Source organism: Phytoactinopolyspora halophila, from assembly GCF_003287285.1.
GTDB classification, from domain to species: Bacteria; Actinomycetota; Actinomycetes; order Jiangellales; family Jiangellaceae; genus Phytoactinopolyspora_A; species Phytoactinopolyspora_A halophila.
Genome location: NZ_QMIG01000007.1, coordinates 127,773 through 143,526 on the forward strand (window position 1 = coordinate 127,773; position 15,754 = coordinate 143,526).

Here is a 15,754-nt window from a genome sequence, read left to right on the forward strand (position 1 = left end):
CGTGAGGTCGACGGCGAATCGCCGACCTCACTCCGCAGGACACAACGGGCCAAAGTCGCACTAAGCTTCGGCGTGACACGTTGGTGCATCGGATCTTCGCAGGAGGCTGCCATCACTACCGGCAACATTTCCCCACCGACCACCGAGTCGTGGGCTCACGCGGAGTCGTATATCGACGAGGAGCCCCCGATCGTCCACGCACGTCAACGTGCCGCAGAGGTCGGAGCAGTACCCATCGGAACCGGAGGCGGCGCCGTGCTTCGCCTGCTGGCGGCGGCGATCGAAGCACGCACCGTCGTCGAGATCGGCACCGGTGCCGGCGTCTCTGGCCTGTATCTCCTGCGTGGAATGCGCGACGATGGCGTGCTGACGAGCGTCGACATGGAATCCGAACATCAGCGGCTGGCTCGGGAGGCATTCGTCGAAGCCGGATTCACGCCGAACCGCACTCGCCTGATTCCGGGATCGGCGCTGGACGTCCTGCCGCGGCTCACCGACGACGCTTACGATCTCGTGTTCTGCGACGCGGACAAGAACGAATACGTTGACTACCTGGAGCAAGCGGTACGGATCCTGCGTCCTGGAGGGATCGTGGCGTTCGACAACGCACTCTGGCACAACCGGGTCGCCGATCCGGCGCAACGCGATCCCGAGACGATGGCCGTGCGTGAGCTCGGCCGGATGGTGCGGGAGCACGATCAGCTGATGCCAGCGCTGCTACCCACCGGCGACGGCCTGCTCGTCGCTCTCAAGCGCGCCTGACGAGAGGCGGAGGGACAGCCGACGACGATGCGAGCGCGCCAACGACGATGCGGGAGCGCCCGATCACGTCACGTTCCGCTGTCGCGGGAACGGGCCCAGGCGAACGCGTTCCTGGTGAGTGTAGACGTTCATCCCGCCCCCGCGGACGAAGCCGAGCAGCGTCAGCCCGCACTCCTCCGCGAGATCGACGGCGAGGCTGGACGGAGCCGACACGGCCGCGATCGCGGGAACACCGGCGGCTGCCGCTTTGTGCACGAGCTCGAACGACGCCCGGCCACTGACCTGTAACACGTGACCGCGCAGCGGCAGGCGGCCCGACCGGCAGGCCGCTCCGACCACTTTGTCCACGGCGTTGTGCCGCCCCACGTCCTCGCGCACCACGACACAGTCGCCGCCCGCGGTGAACAATCCGGCGGCATGCAAGCCACCCGTGCGATCGAACACCTTCTGCTGCGAACGCAGCAGATCCGGCAGCGCCGCGAGAATCCCGACGTCGAGCCGGGTCTCATCATCGAGCACCCGCCAGCGCATCGCCGTGCGGACCTCCTCGACACTGTCGGAGCCGCAGACGCCACACGCGCTCGTGGTGACGAAGGCGCGCGGACGGGGTGGGACGGCATCGGGCGCCAGCGTGACGTCGACGGTGTTGTCCTCGTCCGTGCACATCCGCATCGTCACGATGTCTGCTGGGGCCGCTACGACCCCTTCGCTCACCAGCCATCCGGCGATGAGATCGAAGTCCTGACCCGGTGTACGCATGGTCAGCGTCACCGTCTCGCCTCCGACTCGGACCGCCAGCGGTTCCTCGACCGCCAGGGTGTCGGGACGCCGCGCGGACCGACCCGCTCTCAACCGGAGAACTGGCTGTCGTGTGGTCATCCGGCCCATGGACCCACCCTTCGCCTCGTTCCAACATGCTCCGCCCATCGACATGTGTCACGCTCCGTAACATCGCGTCGCGCTCGGCTACGCACCTGAGCCGCCGCCGACCTCCTCAGCCGTGTCGATCACTCCACTCGTTCGCCGCCTCGCCGCTCGATGTCTCAGCGATCATCGTGTCAGATGATCATTGTGCGCGTGACTATATGCCACCCAGAATCCAGTTTGGCGCGATTTCGCCAGGCCCGCACGGAAAACCATGAATGCCGTGGACACGCCCGGTGAAGCCCGCCCGCCGAAAGCTTTTCGGCACGTTCCTTCCTTTCCCCGTGTTACTCACTAGGCAAACCACTTCTCCCAGGCTTACCGTCGAAACATGACCAAGGGCGCCCCGAAAGACGACTACGACGACGCTGCTCTTCACGTCCGGCCCCCGAAAGCGGCGGCTGCCGGCGTCCCCGGCGTTCTCCACGGACTACGCGACGTCTTCGATCAAGCCGGAGTCCGCCGGGGTGTCCGGACATTGCGGATTCTCAACCAGCACGGCGGGTTCGACTGCCCGGGGTGCGCGTGGCCCGAGCCGAACCGCCCGCACACCTTCGAGTTCTGCGAGAACGGCGCCAAGGCCGTTGCCGAGGAGGCCACCACGCGGCGGGTGGGAGCCGACTTTTTCGCCGCCCATCCGATCGGCGAGCTCGCCACCAAATCGGACTACTGGCTGGGCCAGCAAGGACGGCTCGCCATGCCGGTCTTCCGGGATACTGATGCCGACCACTACCGGCCGATCTCCTGGGACGACGCGTTCAACGTGATCGCCGAGGAACTGGCGAGCATGGACGACCCGGACCAGGCAGCCTTCTACACCTCCGGGCGCACCAGCAACGAAGCAGCCTTCCTCTACCAACTGTTCGCCCGCAAGCTCGGCACGAACAACCTGCCCGACTGTTCCAACATGTGCCACGAATCGTCGGGCGCGGCACTCAGCGAAACGATTGGCGTCGGCAAGGGAAGCGTCACGCTGGGCGACATCACCGATCACGCCGAGCTGATAGTCGTCGTCGGCCAGAACCCGGGAACCAACCACCCGCGCATGCTCAGCGCCCTGGAGACGGCGAAACAGCGCGGCGCGCGGATCGTGGCGATCAACCCGCTACCCGAAACCGGCCTGCGCACGTTCAAGAACCCGCAAAAACCCAGCGGCGTGATCGGGAAGGGCACGCCGCTGGCAGATCTCTACCTGCCGATCCGCGTCGGCGGTGACATGGCGTTCTTCCAGGCGGTGAACCGCGCGCTCACCGAGGCCGACCAGCGCACCGGTGATGTCCTCGACCACGCGTTCATCGAGCAGCACACCAGCGGCCTCGACGACGCACGTGCCGTGTGGCGCGCGCTCGACCCGGCCGACGTCGCGGCCAGCACCGGCCTGAGCCAGCGCCAGATCGACGCGTTCGTCGACGAGGTGACCGCCGCCGGCAGCGTCGTGGTCTGCTGGGCCATGGGACTCACCCAGCACAAGAAGGCCGTGCCGACCATCCGGGAGATCGTCAACTTTCTTCTCCTGCGGGGAAACATCGGCCGCCCAGGCGCCGGCGCGTGCCCCGTCCGTGGCCACAGCAACGTGCAGGGTGATCGCACCATGGGCATCTGGGAGCGGATGCCCGACGAATTCCTCGACCGGCTCGGTGCGGAGTTCGGCTTCGATCCTCCCCGTGAACACGGCTATGACACCGTCGACACGTTGCGCGCGATGCAGGATGGCCGGATCCGCGTATTCATGGCCGTCGGCGGCAACTTCGCCGCGGCCACACCCGACAGCGAGCGCACCGCTGCCGCGTTGCGCTCGGTACCGCTGACCGTACACGTGTCCACCAAGCTCAACCGGTCGCACGTCGTGCCAGGCAGGCGCTCGCTGATCCTCCCGTGCCTGGGCAGGACCGAAGTGGACCTCCAGGCCGGCGGAAGCCAGGTCGTCACCGTCGAAGACTCGATGAGCACGGTGCACACGTCCCAGGGCACCTTGCCGCCTGCCGCACCGGAGTTGCGCAGCGAAGTCTCGATCATCTGTGGTCTCGCCCGGCGTGTCTTCGGCGATGGCGACACCGTGCCGTGGGAGGCGTTCACCGCGGACTACCGGACGATTCGGTCCCGCATCGCCCGCGTCGTTCCCGGTTTCGAGGACTTCGAAGAACGCCTCGCCCAGCCCGGGGGGTTCGTCTTGCCCCATCCGCCGCGTGACGAGCGGCGGTTCCCGACGCCGGAAGGCCGGGCCCGCTTCACGGCGAACGAGGCGGAGCTCATCCGGGTCCCCGAAGGCCGGCTGATCTTGCAGACGATCCGTTCACACGACCAGTTCAACACCACCATCTACGGCCTGGACGACCGCTACCGCGGCGTGCACGACGGGCGGCGCGTGGTGTTCGTCAACCGGGACGATCTGGAGAGACTCGATATCCCCGACGGCGCACCCGTCGATCTGGTCAGCGAGTGGTCCGACGGAGAGCGGCGGGCGTCGGCCTTCCGGGTCGTCGCCTACCCGACCGCACCAGGCTGTGCGGCGGCCTACTATCCGGAGACGAACCCGCTGGTGCCGCTGGATCACACGGCAGAGATCAGCAACACTCCGGCGTCGAAGTCGGTGATCGTCCGTCTCGAACCCACCCCTGCCACGTCCCCGTCACCCACCTCCAGCTGATCATGAACACTAGTCGACCTCATAGGTCGACTAGTGTTCATGATCATCGGACGGAGCCAGGGCCGGGCCAGGGCCGGCGGAGAACCCTTCGCCGCCCTCGGCGACCGCCACCACCTCGAACGTCTCCTGATGCGCCGGTGGCGCACCGATGATGCGCGAACCAGGCGAGTCGGCGGCCTTGGCGGCGAAGTCCGCGGCGAAGTCGTCGCGCGCCCGTGCCGTGGCGAACACGTATGTTCCTTCGAACCACTCGCCCGGGCGCATTCGCCACGTCTTGAATCGCAGCCCGGGCATCCCGGTGAACCTCGCCAGGGATGTGTCGTGGACGTAATTGCGCAGCTGCTCCTCGACGTCCGCCGGCGCATCGGCCAGGGACCAGCGAACCGTCAACCCATACATCGCACCCTCCTGCCACCGGCCACAGAATGATCATGTTTGGTACGTTTTCTCGGGCCGTGACACGGCTGCAGCCGTGTCACGGCCCGAGAAAACGTACCAAACATGATCATTCTGGATCTTGGGGTGGGGGCGTCAGCCAGGTGAGCAGAGCTCGCACCCCGAATGCCGTCCCGCCCTTGACCAGTTCGTCCTTGTCCTTCTCCGCACGCCCGGGACCCGCCATGTCCAGGTGTGCCCACGGCACGCCAGCCGCGAAGCGCTCCAGGAAGAGGGCCGCGGCGATGGAGGCCCCGCTCATCCGCTGCGTATCGAGGTGGGCGACGTCTGCCACGGTCGATTCCAGTGCCTGGCGATAGTCGTCGACCAGGGGCATCCGCCACATCCGCTCCCCCGTCGCCGCACCGGCGGCGATCAGCGCGTCGGCAAGCTCGTCATCGGTGCCATACAGTGCCGCGTGCGTGCGGCCGAGCCCCACCGTTGCAGCACCGGTGAGGGTGGCGACATCGACGACGGCGCTCGGCTCGAGCTCCGCCACGGCGTAGGCGATCCCGTCGGCGAGCATCAACCGCCCTTCCGCGTCGGTGTTGAGCACCTCGACGGTGGTCCCGTCATACTGGCGGATCACGTCGCTGGGACGCTGGGCGGACGCCCCCGGCATGTTCTCGGCTGCGGCCACCAGGCCCGTCACGCGCGCCCGCACGCCCAGCGCAGGCAGCGCAGACATCACGCCCATGACGACGGCGGCGCCGGTCATGTCGGTCTTCATGGTGACCATCGACTCGCGAGGCTTCAGGGACAACCCGCCGGTGTCGAACGTGACGCCCTTGCCGACGAGCACGACATGCGGCGCGTCCGGACCGATCTCCTCCGGCTCGTATCGCAGCGCGATCAGCCGGGGCGGGCGAGCCGAGCCCATGCCGACCGCGACGATCCCGCCGAAGCCCTCGGCCTCCAGTTTCTTCTCGTCACGCACGTGGACGTCCACGCTGCCTGCCCGGCCAATCTCGCGCGCTCGTTCGGCCAGCCACTCCGGATCCTTGACGTTCGGCGGCGTGTGCACCAGCTCGCGCGCGAACCATGCCGCGCGCGCCATGACGACCGCGGTGTCGACGGCGGTGTGGACGGCCTCGCCAGTGCCCGCGAGCACCAGCGTGTCGAGGGGGAGGGTCTTCGGCTTGGCCGGCGTGCTGCGATAGGTGTCCAGCTGGAAGGTCGAGAGCAGGAGGCCGTCGACGAAGGCGCGCAGGCCGGCTTCGTCGGAGGCGGACGTCACCGTGCTCGCCACCCGGGAGGTGCCCCGCAGGGCGCGCGCCAGCGCCGCGCCCGCCTTGCGATGCGCCGCAGGCGAGGCGTCGCCCATGCCCACGAGCACGATCCGTTCGACGTCGACCTCACCGTCGGCACTCGCGGCGCCGCGCCCTTCGGCGAGCACCGGCACGGAGACGATCTCGCCCGCCGCGCCCCGAGCGTCCTCCCGCTCCAGCACGGTGAAGAGGTCGATGCCCAGTGTCTCCACCACTTCCGCACCGCCGGGGCCGATCCATGCCACGCGTACCTCGCGGTCACCGGCCGCGGCGTCGTCCCCCGATCCGTCGTCCCCGCCACTCTCGGGAGGCCAGACAGGCATCGCGAGTACCGGAGCGCCGACGTCGAGGATGCCGCGCGGATCGCTGAGCACGGTGGTCGGCTTCACCCGGTTGTCCTCCAGCACGTCCCCTCCACTGCGCACAGTATGGCCCCGCCCGATGGCTCGGATATCGGACGGGGCTCAGACACGTTTCGATGTCATCAGGTAGAAACTGCTCGCGGCCCTAGCCGGTGACGTTCTTCAGTGCATCACTGAGCGCGTGAGCTTCATCGAGCGTGATCTCGACGACGAGGCGCCCGCCACCCTCCAGAGGAACGCGCATGACGATGCCACGCCCCTCCTTAGCGACCTCGAGCGGCCCGTCGCCAGTCCGCGGCTTCATCGCCGCCATCCGCGCACTCCTTCCTGTCAGGCGCGCACGACACCCACTGTATTTGCCAGAAGGCGACCCTCGTGCACGTCACGATCGCTCACATTATCCCGCATCCGCTCCGATCGGGGGAGACCACGGTCAACTCTACGGAAAATGCGCCCGTGACGGGCCGGCAACGCGACCCTGACGTGACGGTAAGCCGTGCCGTACGCTGCTCGGTACACCCCCGCCGGGCATGACGACCGGGCATGACGAAAGGAGCGCGCGGTGACCGAACCGGTCCGCTATGCCGTCGAGGACGGCGTCGCCACCATCACGCTCGACCGCCCCGAGTCGATGAACAGCCTCGATACCGCCACCAAGGTGGCATTACGCGACCACGTCGAACGTGCCGCCACCAGCTCAGACGTCCGGGCCGTCGTCTTGACCGGTACCGGCCGTGCCTTCTGTGTCGGTCAAGATCTGGGTGAACATGCCGAAGCGCTCAACCGCGGCGATGCCGATCTTGGCCAGACCGTTCACGAGCACTACAACCCGACGGTGCGCGCGCTGGTGACCATGCCCAAGCCCGTCATCGCTGCCGTCAACGGCATCGCAGCAGGAGCTGGCGCATCCTACGCGTTCGCTTGCGACCTGCGGATCCTCGCCGATTCGGCCGGCTTCAACCTGGCCTTCACCGGTATCGGGCTCTCGTGCGACACCGGTTCGTCATGGACGCTTCCCCGGCTCGTGGGGTGGGCGAAGGCCCGGGAGCTGCTGCTGTTGCCGCGTACCGTCGACGCTGCCGAGGCGGAACGCATCGGCCTGGCGACGGAGGTGGTGGCGGCCGACGACGTCCTCGATCGCGCCCTCGTGCTGGCCCGGCAGCTCGCCGACGGCCCCACCCGCGCCTACGGGGCCATCCGCCACGCGCTGGATTACGCTGCCGTACACTCGTTCGAGGACGCATTAGCCACTGAGGCGGAGATGATGCAACTCACCGGTAACACCCAGGATCATCGCGATGCGGTGGAGGCATTCCTGGCCAAGCAGAAACCTACGTTCCATGGCCGCTGAGCACACTCGGGCGGATATCGAGCGGACATCTGCCCCCGGGAGCCAGCCGGACGGCGCCAGCAGCCAGCCGGGCGATTCCGGCGACGGTGCGCGGCCCGGCCCCGATGGCGTGCCCCGGTGCCCGTGGGCGCTCGGTGCGCCCGACTACGTCGCTTACCACGACGAGGAATGGGGCAAGGCCGTGCGTGGCGACGCGCCACTCTACGAGCGGCTGATCCTGGAAGGCTTCCAGTCCGGCTTGTCGTGGCTGACCATCCTGCGTAAACGGGATGCCTTCCGCCGGGCATTCGCCGGTTTCGACCCCGCTGCCGTGGCCCGGTTCGGCGAGGCCGAGGTCGAGCGCCTGATGACCGATACCTCGATCGTTCGCAACCGCAAAAAGATCGACGCCACCATCACCAACGCGCGAGCACTGCAGCGGCTGCGTGAACGCGAAGGGGACGACGCGCTGGACGCGCTGATCTGGTCGTTCGTGCCCGATCACACCCAGCGTCCGGCACCGCATACCATGGCTGACCTGCCAGCTACCACGCCGGAGTCGGCGGCCTTGGCGCGGACGCTGAAGAACCATGGGTTCGTCTTCGTCGGGCCGACCACGATCTACGCGACCATGCAAGCCGTCGGCCTGGTCAACGACCACCTCGCCGGATGCGCGTGGCGTATCGGTTGAACCGGCGCAAGGCGATCCACAACCCGAGCCGCGCCAGCGGGCGGGCAACCTTCAGCGTGATCCGGCCGATCCGCCCGAACGGCGGGTCGAGGTCTTCCTGCCAGGTCACCCGGCACTGTCGTGGCCCCGTGGGCTCGACCGTGAACGCACCCGGGCCCCGGACGATCCGCCCGGCATGCCACACCTCACAGCGACGGGGCGGCTGCCAGACCGTGACCAGCATCGGATCGCGGAATGTCAGTGGCCCGATCCCCGTGCGTGCCTCGATCCGGCCATCCGCATCCCCGGCATCGCCCGTTTCCTGCGCTGTCACCGTGGTCGCCGGCATCCACGCACCCTGCCGTTCCCAATCGGTGAGCAGGGACCATGCCTCGCGTGCCGGAAGGTCGATGGTGCTCGCCGCCGCGATCCTCATCGCCGGCTACCCGCAACGACGCAGTGGACACGGTCTCGGCTCGTCGTCGATGGCCGGCACACCGTGGCGGCCCTACGGGCCCATCGAGACCTGCTCATGGCTCGGCCGCTCACCACGACGGCCGGGCCCTGCCAGTGGAAGGAGGATCCGTGGCAGCCACACCATCCTCCAGCTCCGCGATACGCCGGTCACGCCATTCGAGCTCTGCCTCGAGACGCTCGATGACGCCGTCCACCTGATCCATACGATATCCGCGGAGTACGACGGCAAACCTGATGTTCTCCAGGTCGGATGGCCGCAGCGATCGCTCCGGCAGCTCCGGTCCGGCCACTACCTGGGACTCCTCCTCCAGCAGGTCGCCGTGGCCCAGCGCGACCGCCATGACGGTGAAGAGAACCACACCCGCAACGACGACGAAGACGACGTACATAATGAAGATCGTGCCATCTGAAGCACCCCGTTTGCGCCTGGGTCCGGCAAAATTCGGTCCCGACGTGTTTGCCGTCATGGGAATCGTGAACCGGACGCCCGATTCGTTCTACGACAACGGAGCCACTTACGGATTCGACCGAGCGTGGGACCGGGTCGAGCAGATGATCGCCGAGGGCGCGGACATCGTCGACGTCGGCGGGGTCAAGGCCGGTACGGGCCCGGCGGTCAGCGAGAACGAAGAGATCGAGCGCACCGCCGATCTCGTCACGGCGATCCGGGACCGCTATCCAGACGTGGTGGTCAGCGTGGACACCTATCGTTCCCGGGTGGCCGACGTTCTGTGCGAGGCGGGCGCGCACCTGGTCAACGACGCCTGGGCCGGGTCCGACCCGGAGCTCGCCACCGTCGCCGCCCGATGGGATGCCGGCCTGGTCTGCAGCCATACCGGTGGTCACCCGCCACGGACCGACCCGCGTGGGGTCGTGTACGACGACGTCATGGCCGATGTCGTCGCCGGCACCACCGGGCTGGCGGAGGCCGCGCTCGCAGCCGGGGTGCGACGCGACGGCATATTGCTGGATCCCACGCACGATTTCGGCAAGACCACGTACCACTCACTCGACGTCAGCCGGCGGCTCGACGAGCTCGTCGCCACGGGCTGGCCGGTGCTGGTCAGCATGTCCCGCAAGGATTTCGTCGGCGAGACACTCGACCTGCCCGTGGAGGAGCGCCTCAACGGCACGCTGGCGGCCACGGCCATCGCCGCGTGGCAGGGTGCCCGGGTGTTCCGCGCTCACGATGTCCGCGCCACCCGGGAAGTCCTCGACATGGTGGCCGCGATCAAGGGACATGCCCCGCCGCGCGCCCCGCGGCGCGGGCTGTCGTGACCGCTCCGGATGATCGCCACGGCGCGTCCGCCACGGCGCGTCCGCCACGGCGCGTCCGCCACGGCGCGTCCGCGGCGGCTGGCAACGAGTCCGACATGGCCGCGAAGGCGCGGGCTCATTCGGCGTCGGCAGCGACGCGCGCCCGCGCCTCCCGCTCCGCAGCCCGCCGTGCCTCGTCCTCCCTGACGATCACCCGCACGGCCTCGTCGACGTCGTCGGTCAGGGAGATCAGGTCCAGGTCGGCCGGCGAGATCTTGCCCTCCGCGGCCATCGTCGTCGACAGCCAGTCGATCAAACCACGCCAGTACGCCGTGCCGAACAGCACGATCGGGAAGGTGGTGACCTTGCCAGTCTGGACGAGGGTCAGTGCTTCGAACAGCTCGTCGAGCGTGCCGAATCCGCCCGGGAAGACGACGAAGCCCTGCGCGTACTTGACGAACATCGTCTTGCGCGCGAAGAAGTACCGGAAGTCGATGCCGAGGTCGACGTACTCGTTGAGCCCTTGCTCGAACGGCAACTCGATACCGAGGCCGACGGAGGTGCCGCCCGCTTGACTTGCCCCCTTGTTGGCGGCCTCCATGATACCGGGCCCGCCCCCGGTGATCACCGCGTAACCAGCCTGGACGAGGTGCCCGGCGAGGCGAACGGCGCTCTCGTAGTACGCGTCGCCGGCAAGCGTGCGCGCCGATCCGAAAACACTGATCGCCGGGCCGAGTTCGGCCAGAGCGGAGAAACCCTCGACGAATTCGGACTGGATGCGCATCACCCGCCACGGGTCGGTGTGCACCCAGTCCCCCGGTCCCCTGCTGTCGAGGAGCCGCTGATCTGTCGTGTCGCTGGGCACCTGGGAACGGCGCAAGGTCACCGCTCCCCCGTGCCGCTCGCCGGCGACCCGGCCGGCGGCGGTGTTCGTTCGTCTCGTATCCGTCACCCCGCCAGGCTAGTGCCGGGCAACGGGGGCGCTTCAGCGCACCTGCCGGGCAACGAGTGGCGCTTCAGCGCACCTGCCGGGCAACGAGTGGCGCTTCAGCGCGCCAGCCACGCCCGGATGCGCTCCTCGCAGGCAACGATCTCGCGGGTGTCGACCCGCTCGTCATCGGCGTGAGCGAGCAACGGATCGCCCGGGCCGTAGTTCACCGCGGGCACCCCGAGACCCGAGAATCGGGCAACGTCGGTCCAGCCCTCCTTGGCGCGCACCTCGACGTCGACGGCACGGACGAACGCGGCCGCCGCGGGCTCGCCCAGGCCGGGCCGCGCGCCCGGCGCGCTGTCCGCGAGCGTGACGTCGAAACCCTCGAATACCTCCTGCACATGGGCCAGCGCCTCGTCCTCGGACCGGTTCGGCGCGAAGCGATAGTTGACCATGACGGTGCACCGGTCCGGGATCACGTTGCCCGCGATGCCTCCCTCGATCCCGACCGCGTTCAGCCCTTCCCGATAGGTCAGGCCGTCGACGTCCACCTCGGCCGGCTGGTAGGCGCGTAGCCGGTCGAGGATGGGAGCCACGCCGTGGATGGCGTTGTCGCCCATCCACCACCGGGCGCTGTGGGCGGCCTTGCCCTCGACCGTGATGGCTACGCGAAGGGTTCCGTTGCAGCCGCCCTCGACCACGGCCGACGTCGGTTCCATCAGCACCGCGAAGTCGCCGTCGAGCCATGCTGGATGCGTTCGTGCTATCCGGCCGAGCCCGTTGGCGTCGGCGGCAACTTCCTCGTTGTCATAGAAGACGTACGTGACGTCGCGCGACGGCGCGGTGATGTGCGCAGCGAGCCGCAGCATGACGGCGATGCCACCCTTCATGTCCACCGTCCCGCGCCCCCACAGCACATCTCCCTCGCGAGCGGTCGGCAGGTTGTCCGCGATCGGCACGGTGTCCAGGTGACCAGCCACGATCACGCGGTCTGCCCGATCTCCCGTCGACGTCCACGCAACGACGGAGTCGCCGTCCCGGACCACGGTCAGGTGCGCGCACTCGTCCAGGGCCCGTTCCACGGCCGCAGCGAGCTCGGCCTCCGAGCCACTGACCGATGGAATGTCGCAGATGGCCGCGGTCAGCTCGGGAGCGGGCAGATCGAGATCCAGTCGTGTGACCACGACCGCCACCCTAGAGGATCGTTTCCGCGAACGGTTTCCGGATGGTGCGACACGTCGAGGCCACTGCAGAGACCCGAGGGCTCTGGTTCACTGGATGAATGCACATCGGAACCGAACCCGAACCCATCGTCGCGGAAGACATCGAGCTTGCGGCGAGGATCGTGGGTCAGGCGCTGGCGGAACGCGTCACCGCGGACTGGACGGCACGAGCTGGGCAGCTGACCTGGTCGTGCCGGGCGACGCTGGTCCACGCGTGCGACTGCGTGATCTCCTACGCCAGCCAGCTCGCCGATCGTTCCACCAGCGACTACGTGCCGATGTTCACCGATGTCCCAGACGACGCCACGTCGCAGGGTCTGCTGCGTGTCGCCCGTACCGCCGCCGGCATACTCGCCGCGGTCTGCCGCGACACCCCGGACGACGTGCGCGCTTTCCACCCGAGCGGCATGGCGGATCCGGAGGGATTCGCCGCGATGGGCGTCGCCGAGATGCTGGTGCACGGCGACGACGTCGCGCGCGGCCTCGGCGCCCGCCTCGACGTCGAGCCGGACCTGGCTTACAGGCTGCTTGCCCGGCTGTTTCCAGACGTCGCCGTCACTGGCGACGATCCGTGGCAAGTCCTGCTGTGGGCGCACGGCCGGGTCGATCTCCCCGGGCGCGCACCCGTCCGCGAGTGGGCATGGTCGGCAGCGCCGGCCGGAGAACGGTAGCCGCGTCCACAGCGGGCGGCAGCCACGCTCACGGCGGCACGTACACGGCGGCACGTACACCGGCGTCGTCGCGGCCCGGTTGGAAACGTGCGGGAGAATGGTGGACATTGTTGGGCGTGAGCGTGTCCGGAGAGCGGCGAACCGCCGGCAGCCCCAGCGACAAGCAGCTGTGGTCGCGGGCGCGCAGCGGCGATCCGTCGGCGTTCGGTGAACTGTTCACCCGTCACTCCCAGACCATCTACTCGTTCTGCTTCCGGCTCACAGCCAGCTGGAAGACCGCCGAAGATCTCACCACGATCGTCTTCCTGGAAGCATGGCGCCGGCGCGATCAGACGTCGGTCGATTCCGCCATGCTCGTACCCTGGCTACTCGGGATCGCGTCGCAGGTGGCGCAGAACAGCGCCCGGGCGGTGCGCCGGCACCGCCACCTGCTCTCCAAGCTTCCCCCGGCCGTAGTCAACGATGACCACGACGAGAGCGCGTCCGCCGCCCGGCGCGACGCGGAACGGCAGATGAAAGAGATCCTCCGGGTCTTTCACCGGCTGCCCAAGCGAGAACAGGAGGTCCTGGCCCTGTGCGTATGGGGAGAACGCACGCCAGCCGAGGCGGCCATCGCGCTCGGCATCACCGTGGGAACGGCTCGCTCGAGGCTCGCCCGCGCGCACGGACACCTCAGCCGCCTGCTCGCCGGCACCTCCCCGTCGATCACGGTACGCCGCGACGCCCGACTACGCTCTCCAACACAGGAGGCTAGCTGAGATCATGAACTCGACCATGCCGCGATCCGGCACGTACGAGTCCCCTCCGTCGGTGACCCTGCCACCCGATCGGGAAGAGGCCATCCGGCAATTGCTGGAATCGGCCGTGCGGGAAACCGTCGAAGCGGAGGAAGCACAGCTGCACCATCGGCGGACGACCACGCCACGCCGGAGCTCACCACTGGTCCGGGTGGGCATCGCCACGGCCGTCACCGTGCTGCTCGTGGCGCTAGCCCTGATCGTCTCCCCGGCGTTGCGCCCCGACCGTGGAATCGCGCACGCTGCCACGCCCGAGCTCGCCGGCCACGAGACCGCCGATGGCGTACCGGCGAGCGACACGTTGCGCGAACTCGCCGACCGTGCCACCGCAACGCCGGTGGAGCCGGTCACGGACGACTCGGACGACGAGGACGCGACGCGGGCGGTGCACACCGAGCGGTGGTCGCTGGCGCTGACCGTGGACGGCGCCGCGGGCGCTGCCGGAGGCGAGGGCCGCGCCGGAGGCGAGAGCGCCGGGGGAGCCGCGGACGCCGGCAGCGCGGACCCCGGTAACGACGCCGTGCGCACCGCGGTCATCCCCGTCCTGCGCGAGCTCACCGAACATGCGGACGGCAGCGTGTCCATCCGCGAAGTCGGCGGCGAGCCGCAGTTTCCCGATGAGGACTACCGGCGGGCATGGAACGACGAAGGCCGTCCCGGGCCGCACGGCCAGGTGATCCAGGACACGGTGCTTCCCCCGGGCACGTACCAGTTCATGTACCCGGCCGAGCTTCCCGAGGATCCGGCGGAGCTACGCAACGTCCTGGCCACCGAACGCCCGGGCGTGACCGAACACGCGGAGGAACTCGTCCGCGCCGTTCACGATCTACGCAACGAGCAGGAGCTCGGCCCCGATGAGCGGGCTGGCGTGCTCGACATGCTCGCGGACGAGCCAGGGGTGGTCGAGCTGGGCTACACCACGGACCGAGCCGGACGAGAAGCGCTCGCCTTCGCCGCCGACGGAGAACACAGCGGCTGGCCGATGCGCCATGTCCTGCTGGTGTCGCCGGACGACGGCCGGATCCTCGCGTACGAGGGAGTCCTGACCGACGACGTGGACGGGGTCGACGCCGAGACCCCGGCCGTCATCGACTACACGGTCTTTCATTGACGTCCGCCAGCCGATGCCCGTCGAGCTCCGCAGAGGCCCGTCCACCCCGCTACTGCGTGTGCGAACAGGTCCAGTAGCTCATGCGGTTATTGTCGCCGCTACCGACATACGTGCTCCGGGACGGATGCGGCTCGTACCACAGCAGCTGGCCGCCGTTGTAATCGTAGGCGTAGATGATCTTGTTGCTGCCAGCACGGTTCACCCATGAGGTGGCCTGATTGTTGAATCCCCAGCTCGACGCGTAGGACGAGCATGTGTTGGAGAACTGGTAGCGCATGCCGTCGTAGTTCGTGCCGGTGTAGAAGCAGTAGTAACCCGACGGGCAGGACGTGTACGTGCCCATCGGCGAGAGATCCGCGCCCGTTGCCTGACGCTCGAGGTCCATCTGCTGGACCGCGCCCTCGCGAACGTTGGCACCCAGCCCGGCTGGCGCACGGGACTCACCAGGTGCTGGCCACACCACCACCGTCGCGCCGTCGTCCCACGCCATGGCCTGGTCGGAAACCTGGACGCCTCCCGGCTGACGATCCAGCATCTCGGCCATCTCATCCGCGAGCGGACCGCTGGGCGACGGCTCGTCTTCGGAGACGGTGTCGCCGGAGGTACCCACAGCCAAGACACCGGCGGCCTGGGAGGCGGCGGCCGGGAGCGTATCCGGACCCGAACTGGCCGGCGTCGTGGCGAACGGCGCCATCAGCAATGCCAGGGCGCCGAGTGCGAACCCTGGGCTGCGTCGTGCCCAGGCACTGAGTGTGTGGCGCATGGGACATCTCCTCTCACATCGATCCCCTACCGGACGGATCACCGGCACGGCTCACCGGCACCACCGGGTGACGGCTCGGCCACCAACCCTCGCGACACCGGCAGCGAACCAGCGGACTAGGCTAGA

Annotated in this window: 17 protein-coding genes; 8 read left to right on the forward strand and 9 right to left on the reverse strand. The window is 68.5% G+C overall.

Translation table 11 applies throughout. From position 1 onward, the window contains the following. Positions 1-72: 72 nt before the first annotated feature. Positions 73-762, forward strand: coding sequence for an O-methyltransferase (locus tag DPM12_RS10170; protein ID WP_245951243.1), 690 nt, complete (start codon positions 73-75; stop codon positions 760-762). 63 nt (positions 763-825) lie between these two features. Here DPM12_RS10170 and fdhD read toward each other — a convergent pair whose 3' ends face one another. Continuing rightward, the gene (gene fdhD, locus DPM12_RS10175; protein ID WP_112258200.1) at positions 826-1,650 is read right to left on the reverse strand and encodes a formate dehydrogenase accessory sulfurtransferase FdhD; all 825 of its coding nucleotides are present in this window, start codon (positions 1,648-1,650) and stop codon (positions 826-828) included. Between the two features lie 367 nt (positions 1,651-2,017). Between fdhD and DPM12_RS10180 the strand changes: the two genes are divergently transcribed. Then, positions 2,018-4,333, forward strand: a complete 2,316-nt coding sequence (locus DPM12_RS10180; RefSeq protein WP_112258201.1) for an FdhF/YdeP family oxidoreductase — start codon at positions 2,018-2,020, stop codon at positions 4,331-4,333. Between the two features lie 30 nt (positions 4,334-4,363). Here DPM12_RS10180 and DPM12_RS10185 read toward each other — a convergent pair whose 3' ends face one another. From DPM12_RS10185 to DPM12_RS10195, 3 genes are all read right to left on the reverse strand, one after another. Continuing rightward, positions 4,364-4,732, reverse strand: a complete 369-nt coding sequence (locus tag DPM12_RS10185) for a hypothetical protein (protein WP_112258202.1) — start codon at positions 4,730-4,732, stop codon at positions 4,364-4,366. Positions 4,733-4,838: 106 nt separating this feature from the next. Then, on the reverse strand, positions 4,839-6,443 hold the full coding sequence (locus tag DPM12_RS10190) for a leucyl aminopeptidase (RefSeq protein WP_211658768.1): 1,605 nt from the start codon (positions 6,441-6,443) through the stop codon (positions 4,839-4,841). A 100-nt stretch (positions 6,444-6,543) separates the two neighbouring features. Beyond that, positions 6,544-6,711 (reverse strand): DUF3117 domain-containing protein, encoded by a 168-nt coding sequence (locus DPM12_RS10195; protein ID WP_112258203.1) that lies wholly within the window; start codon positions 6,709-6,711, stop codon positions 6,544-6,546. Positions 6,712-6,960: 249 nt separating this feature from the next. Here DPM12_RS10195 and DPM12_RS10200 point away from each other — a divergent pair, with 249 nt between their 5' ends. Then, complete coding sequence (locus DPM12_RS10200; protein ID WP_112258204.1) at positions 6,961-7,749, forward strand: enoyl-CoA hydratase-related protein; 789 nt, start codon at positions 6,961-6,963, stop codon at positions 7,747-7,749. After that, the gene (locus tag DPM12_RS10205; RefSeq protein ID WP_112258205.1) at positions 7,739-8,419 is read left to right on the forward strand and encodes a DNA-3-methyladenine glycosylase I; all 681 of its coding nucleotides are present in this window, start codon (positions 7,739-7,741) and stop codon (positions 8,417-8,419) included. The genes DPM12_RS10200 and DPM12_RS10205 overlap by 11 nt, the downstream gene beginning before the upstream one ends. On the opposite strand, the gene DPM12_RS10210 is transcribed toward DPM12_RS10205, so the two are convergent. Together DPM12_RS10210 and DPM12_RS10215 are read right to left on the reverse strand one after the other, a co-directional pair. Continuing rightward, positions 8,379-8,834: an SRPBCC family protein gene (locus tag DPM12_RS10210; RefSeq protein ID WP_112258206.1), complete on the reverse strand. Its 456-nt coding sequence runs from the start codon at positions 8,832-8,834 to the stop codon at positions 8,379-8,381. The genes DPM12_RS10205 and DPM12_RS10210 overlap by 41 nt on opposite strands. A gap of 109 nt (positions 8,835-8,943) precedes the next feature. After that, a complete protein-coding gene (locus DPM12_RS10215; RefSeq protein ID WP_112258207.1) occupies positions 8,944-9,264 on the reverse strand; it encodes a DivIVA domain-containing protein in 321 nt (106 codons plus the stop codon). Position 9,265: 1 nt separating this feature from the next. Between DPM12_RS10215 and folP the strand changes: the two genes are divergently transcribed. After that, positions 9,266-10,153, forward strand: coding sequence for a dihydropteroate synthase (gene folP, locus DPM12_RS10220; protein ID WP_112258208.1), 888 nt, complete (start codon positions 9,266-9,268; stop codon positions 10,151-10,153). A gap of 115 nt (positions 10,154-10,268) precedes the next feature. On the opposite strand, the gene DPM12_RS10225 is transcribed toward folP, so the two are convergent. Further along, on the reverse strand, positions 10,269-11,084 hold the full coding sequence (locus tag DPM12_RS10225; protein WP_211658770.1) for an LOG family protein: 816 nt from the start codon (positions 11,082-11,084) through the stop codon (positions 10,269-10,271). Between the two features lie 95 nt (positions 11,085-11,179). Continuing rightward, positions 11,180-12,247, reverse strand: a complete 1,068-nt coding sequence (gene dapE / locus DPM12_RS10230) for a succinyl-diaminopimelate desuccinylase (RefSeq protein WP_112258264.1) — start codon at positions 12,245-12,247, stop codon at positions 11,180-11,182. Between the two features lie 98 nt (positions 12,248-12,345). Between dapE and DPM12_RS23180 the strand changes: the two genes are divergently transcribed. The 3 genes from DPM12_RS23180 (at position 12,346) to DPM12_RS10240 (ending at position 14,865) form a co-directional block, all read left to right on the forward strand. Beyond that, the gene (locus tag DPM12_RS23180; protein ID WP_158542847.1) at positions 12,346-12,957 is read left to right on the forward strand and encodes a hypothetical protein; all 612 of its coding nucleotides are present in this window, start codon (positions 12,346-12,348) and stop codon (positions 12,955-12,957) included. Between the two features lie 116 nt (positions 12,958-13,073). After that, the gene (locus DPM12_RS23185) at positions 13,074-13,715 is read left to right on the forward strand and encodes an RNA polymerase sigma factor (RefSeq protein ID WP_158542848.1); all 642 of its coding nucleotides are present in this window, start codon (positions 13,074-13,076) and stop codon (positions 13,713-13,715) included. Between the two features lie 4 nt (positions 13,716-13,719). Next, positions 13,720-14,865: a hypothetical protein gene (locus DPM12_RS10240; RefSeq protein ID WP_112258209.1), complete on the forward strand. Its 1,146-nt coding sequence runs from the start codon at positions 13,720-13,722 to the stop codon at positions 14,863-14,865. A 49-nt stretch (positions 14,866-14,914) separates the two neighbouring features. Here the strand turns inward: DPM12_RS10240 and DPM12_RS10245 are convergent, their stop codons facing one another. Continuing rightward, positions 14,915-15,628 (reverse strand): peptidase inhibitor family I36 protein, encoded by a 714-nt coding sequence (locus tag DPM12_RS10245; RefSeq protein ID WP_112258210.1) that lies wholly within the window; start codon positions 15,626-15,628, stop codon positions 14,915-14,917. Positions 15,629-15,754 lie beyond the last annotated feature (126 nt).

Bases quoted from the DNA above. Each gene is read 5' to 3' on its own strand.
- fdhD (WP_112258200.1), bottom strand. From the start codon at position 1,650: ATGGGCCGGATGACCACACGACAGCCAGTTCTCCGGTTGAGAGCGGGT.
- DPM12_RS10180 (WP_112258201.1), top strand. From the start codon at position 2,018: ATGACCAAGGGCGCCCCGAAAGACGACTACGACGACGCTGCTCTTCAC.
- DPM12_RS10185 (WP_112258202.1), bottom strand. From the start codon at position 4,732: ATGTATGGGTTGACGGTTCGCTGGTCCCTGGCCGATGCGCCGGCGGAC.
- DPM12_RS10195 (WP_112258203.1), bottom strand. From the start codon at position 6,711: ATGGCGGCGATGAAGCCGCGGACTGGCGACGGGCCGCTCGAGGTCGCT.
- DPM12_RS10205 (WP_112258205.1), top strand. From the start codon at position 7,739: ATGGCCGCTGAGCACACTCGGGCGGATATCGAGCGGACATCTGCCCCC.
- DPM12_RS10210 (WP_112258206.1), bottom strand. From the start codon at position 8,834: ATGAGGATCGCGGCGGCGAGCACCATCGACCTTCCGGCACGCGAGGCA.
- DPM12_RS10215 (WP_112258207.1), bottom strand. From the start codon at position 9,264: ATGTACGTCGTCTTCGTCGTCGTTGCGGGTGTGGTTCTCTTCACCGTC.
- folP (WP_112258208.1), top strand. From the start codon at position 9,266: ATGAAGATCGTGCCATCTGAAGCACCCCGTTTGCGCCTGGGTCCGGCA.
- DPM12_RS23180 (WP_158542847.1), top strand. From the start codon at position 12,346: ATGCACATCGGAACCGAACCCGAACCCATCGTCGCGGAAGACATCGAG.
- DPM12_RS10240 (WP_112258209.1), top strand. From the start codon at position 13,720: ATGAACTCGACCATGCCGCGATCCGGCACGTACGAGTCCCCTCCGTCG.
- DPM12_RS10245 (WP_112258210.1), bottom strand. From the start codon at position 15,628: ATGCGCCACACACTCAGTGCCTGGGCACGACGCAGCCCAGGGTTCGCA.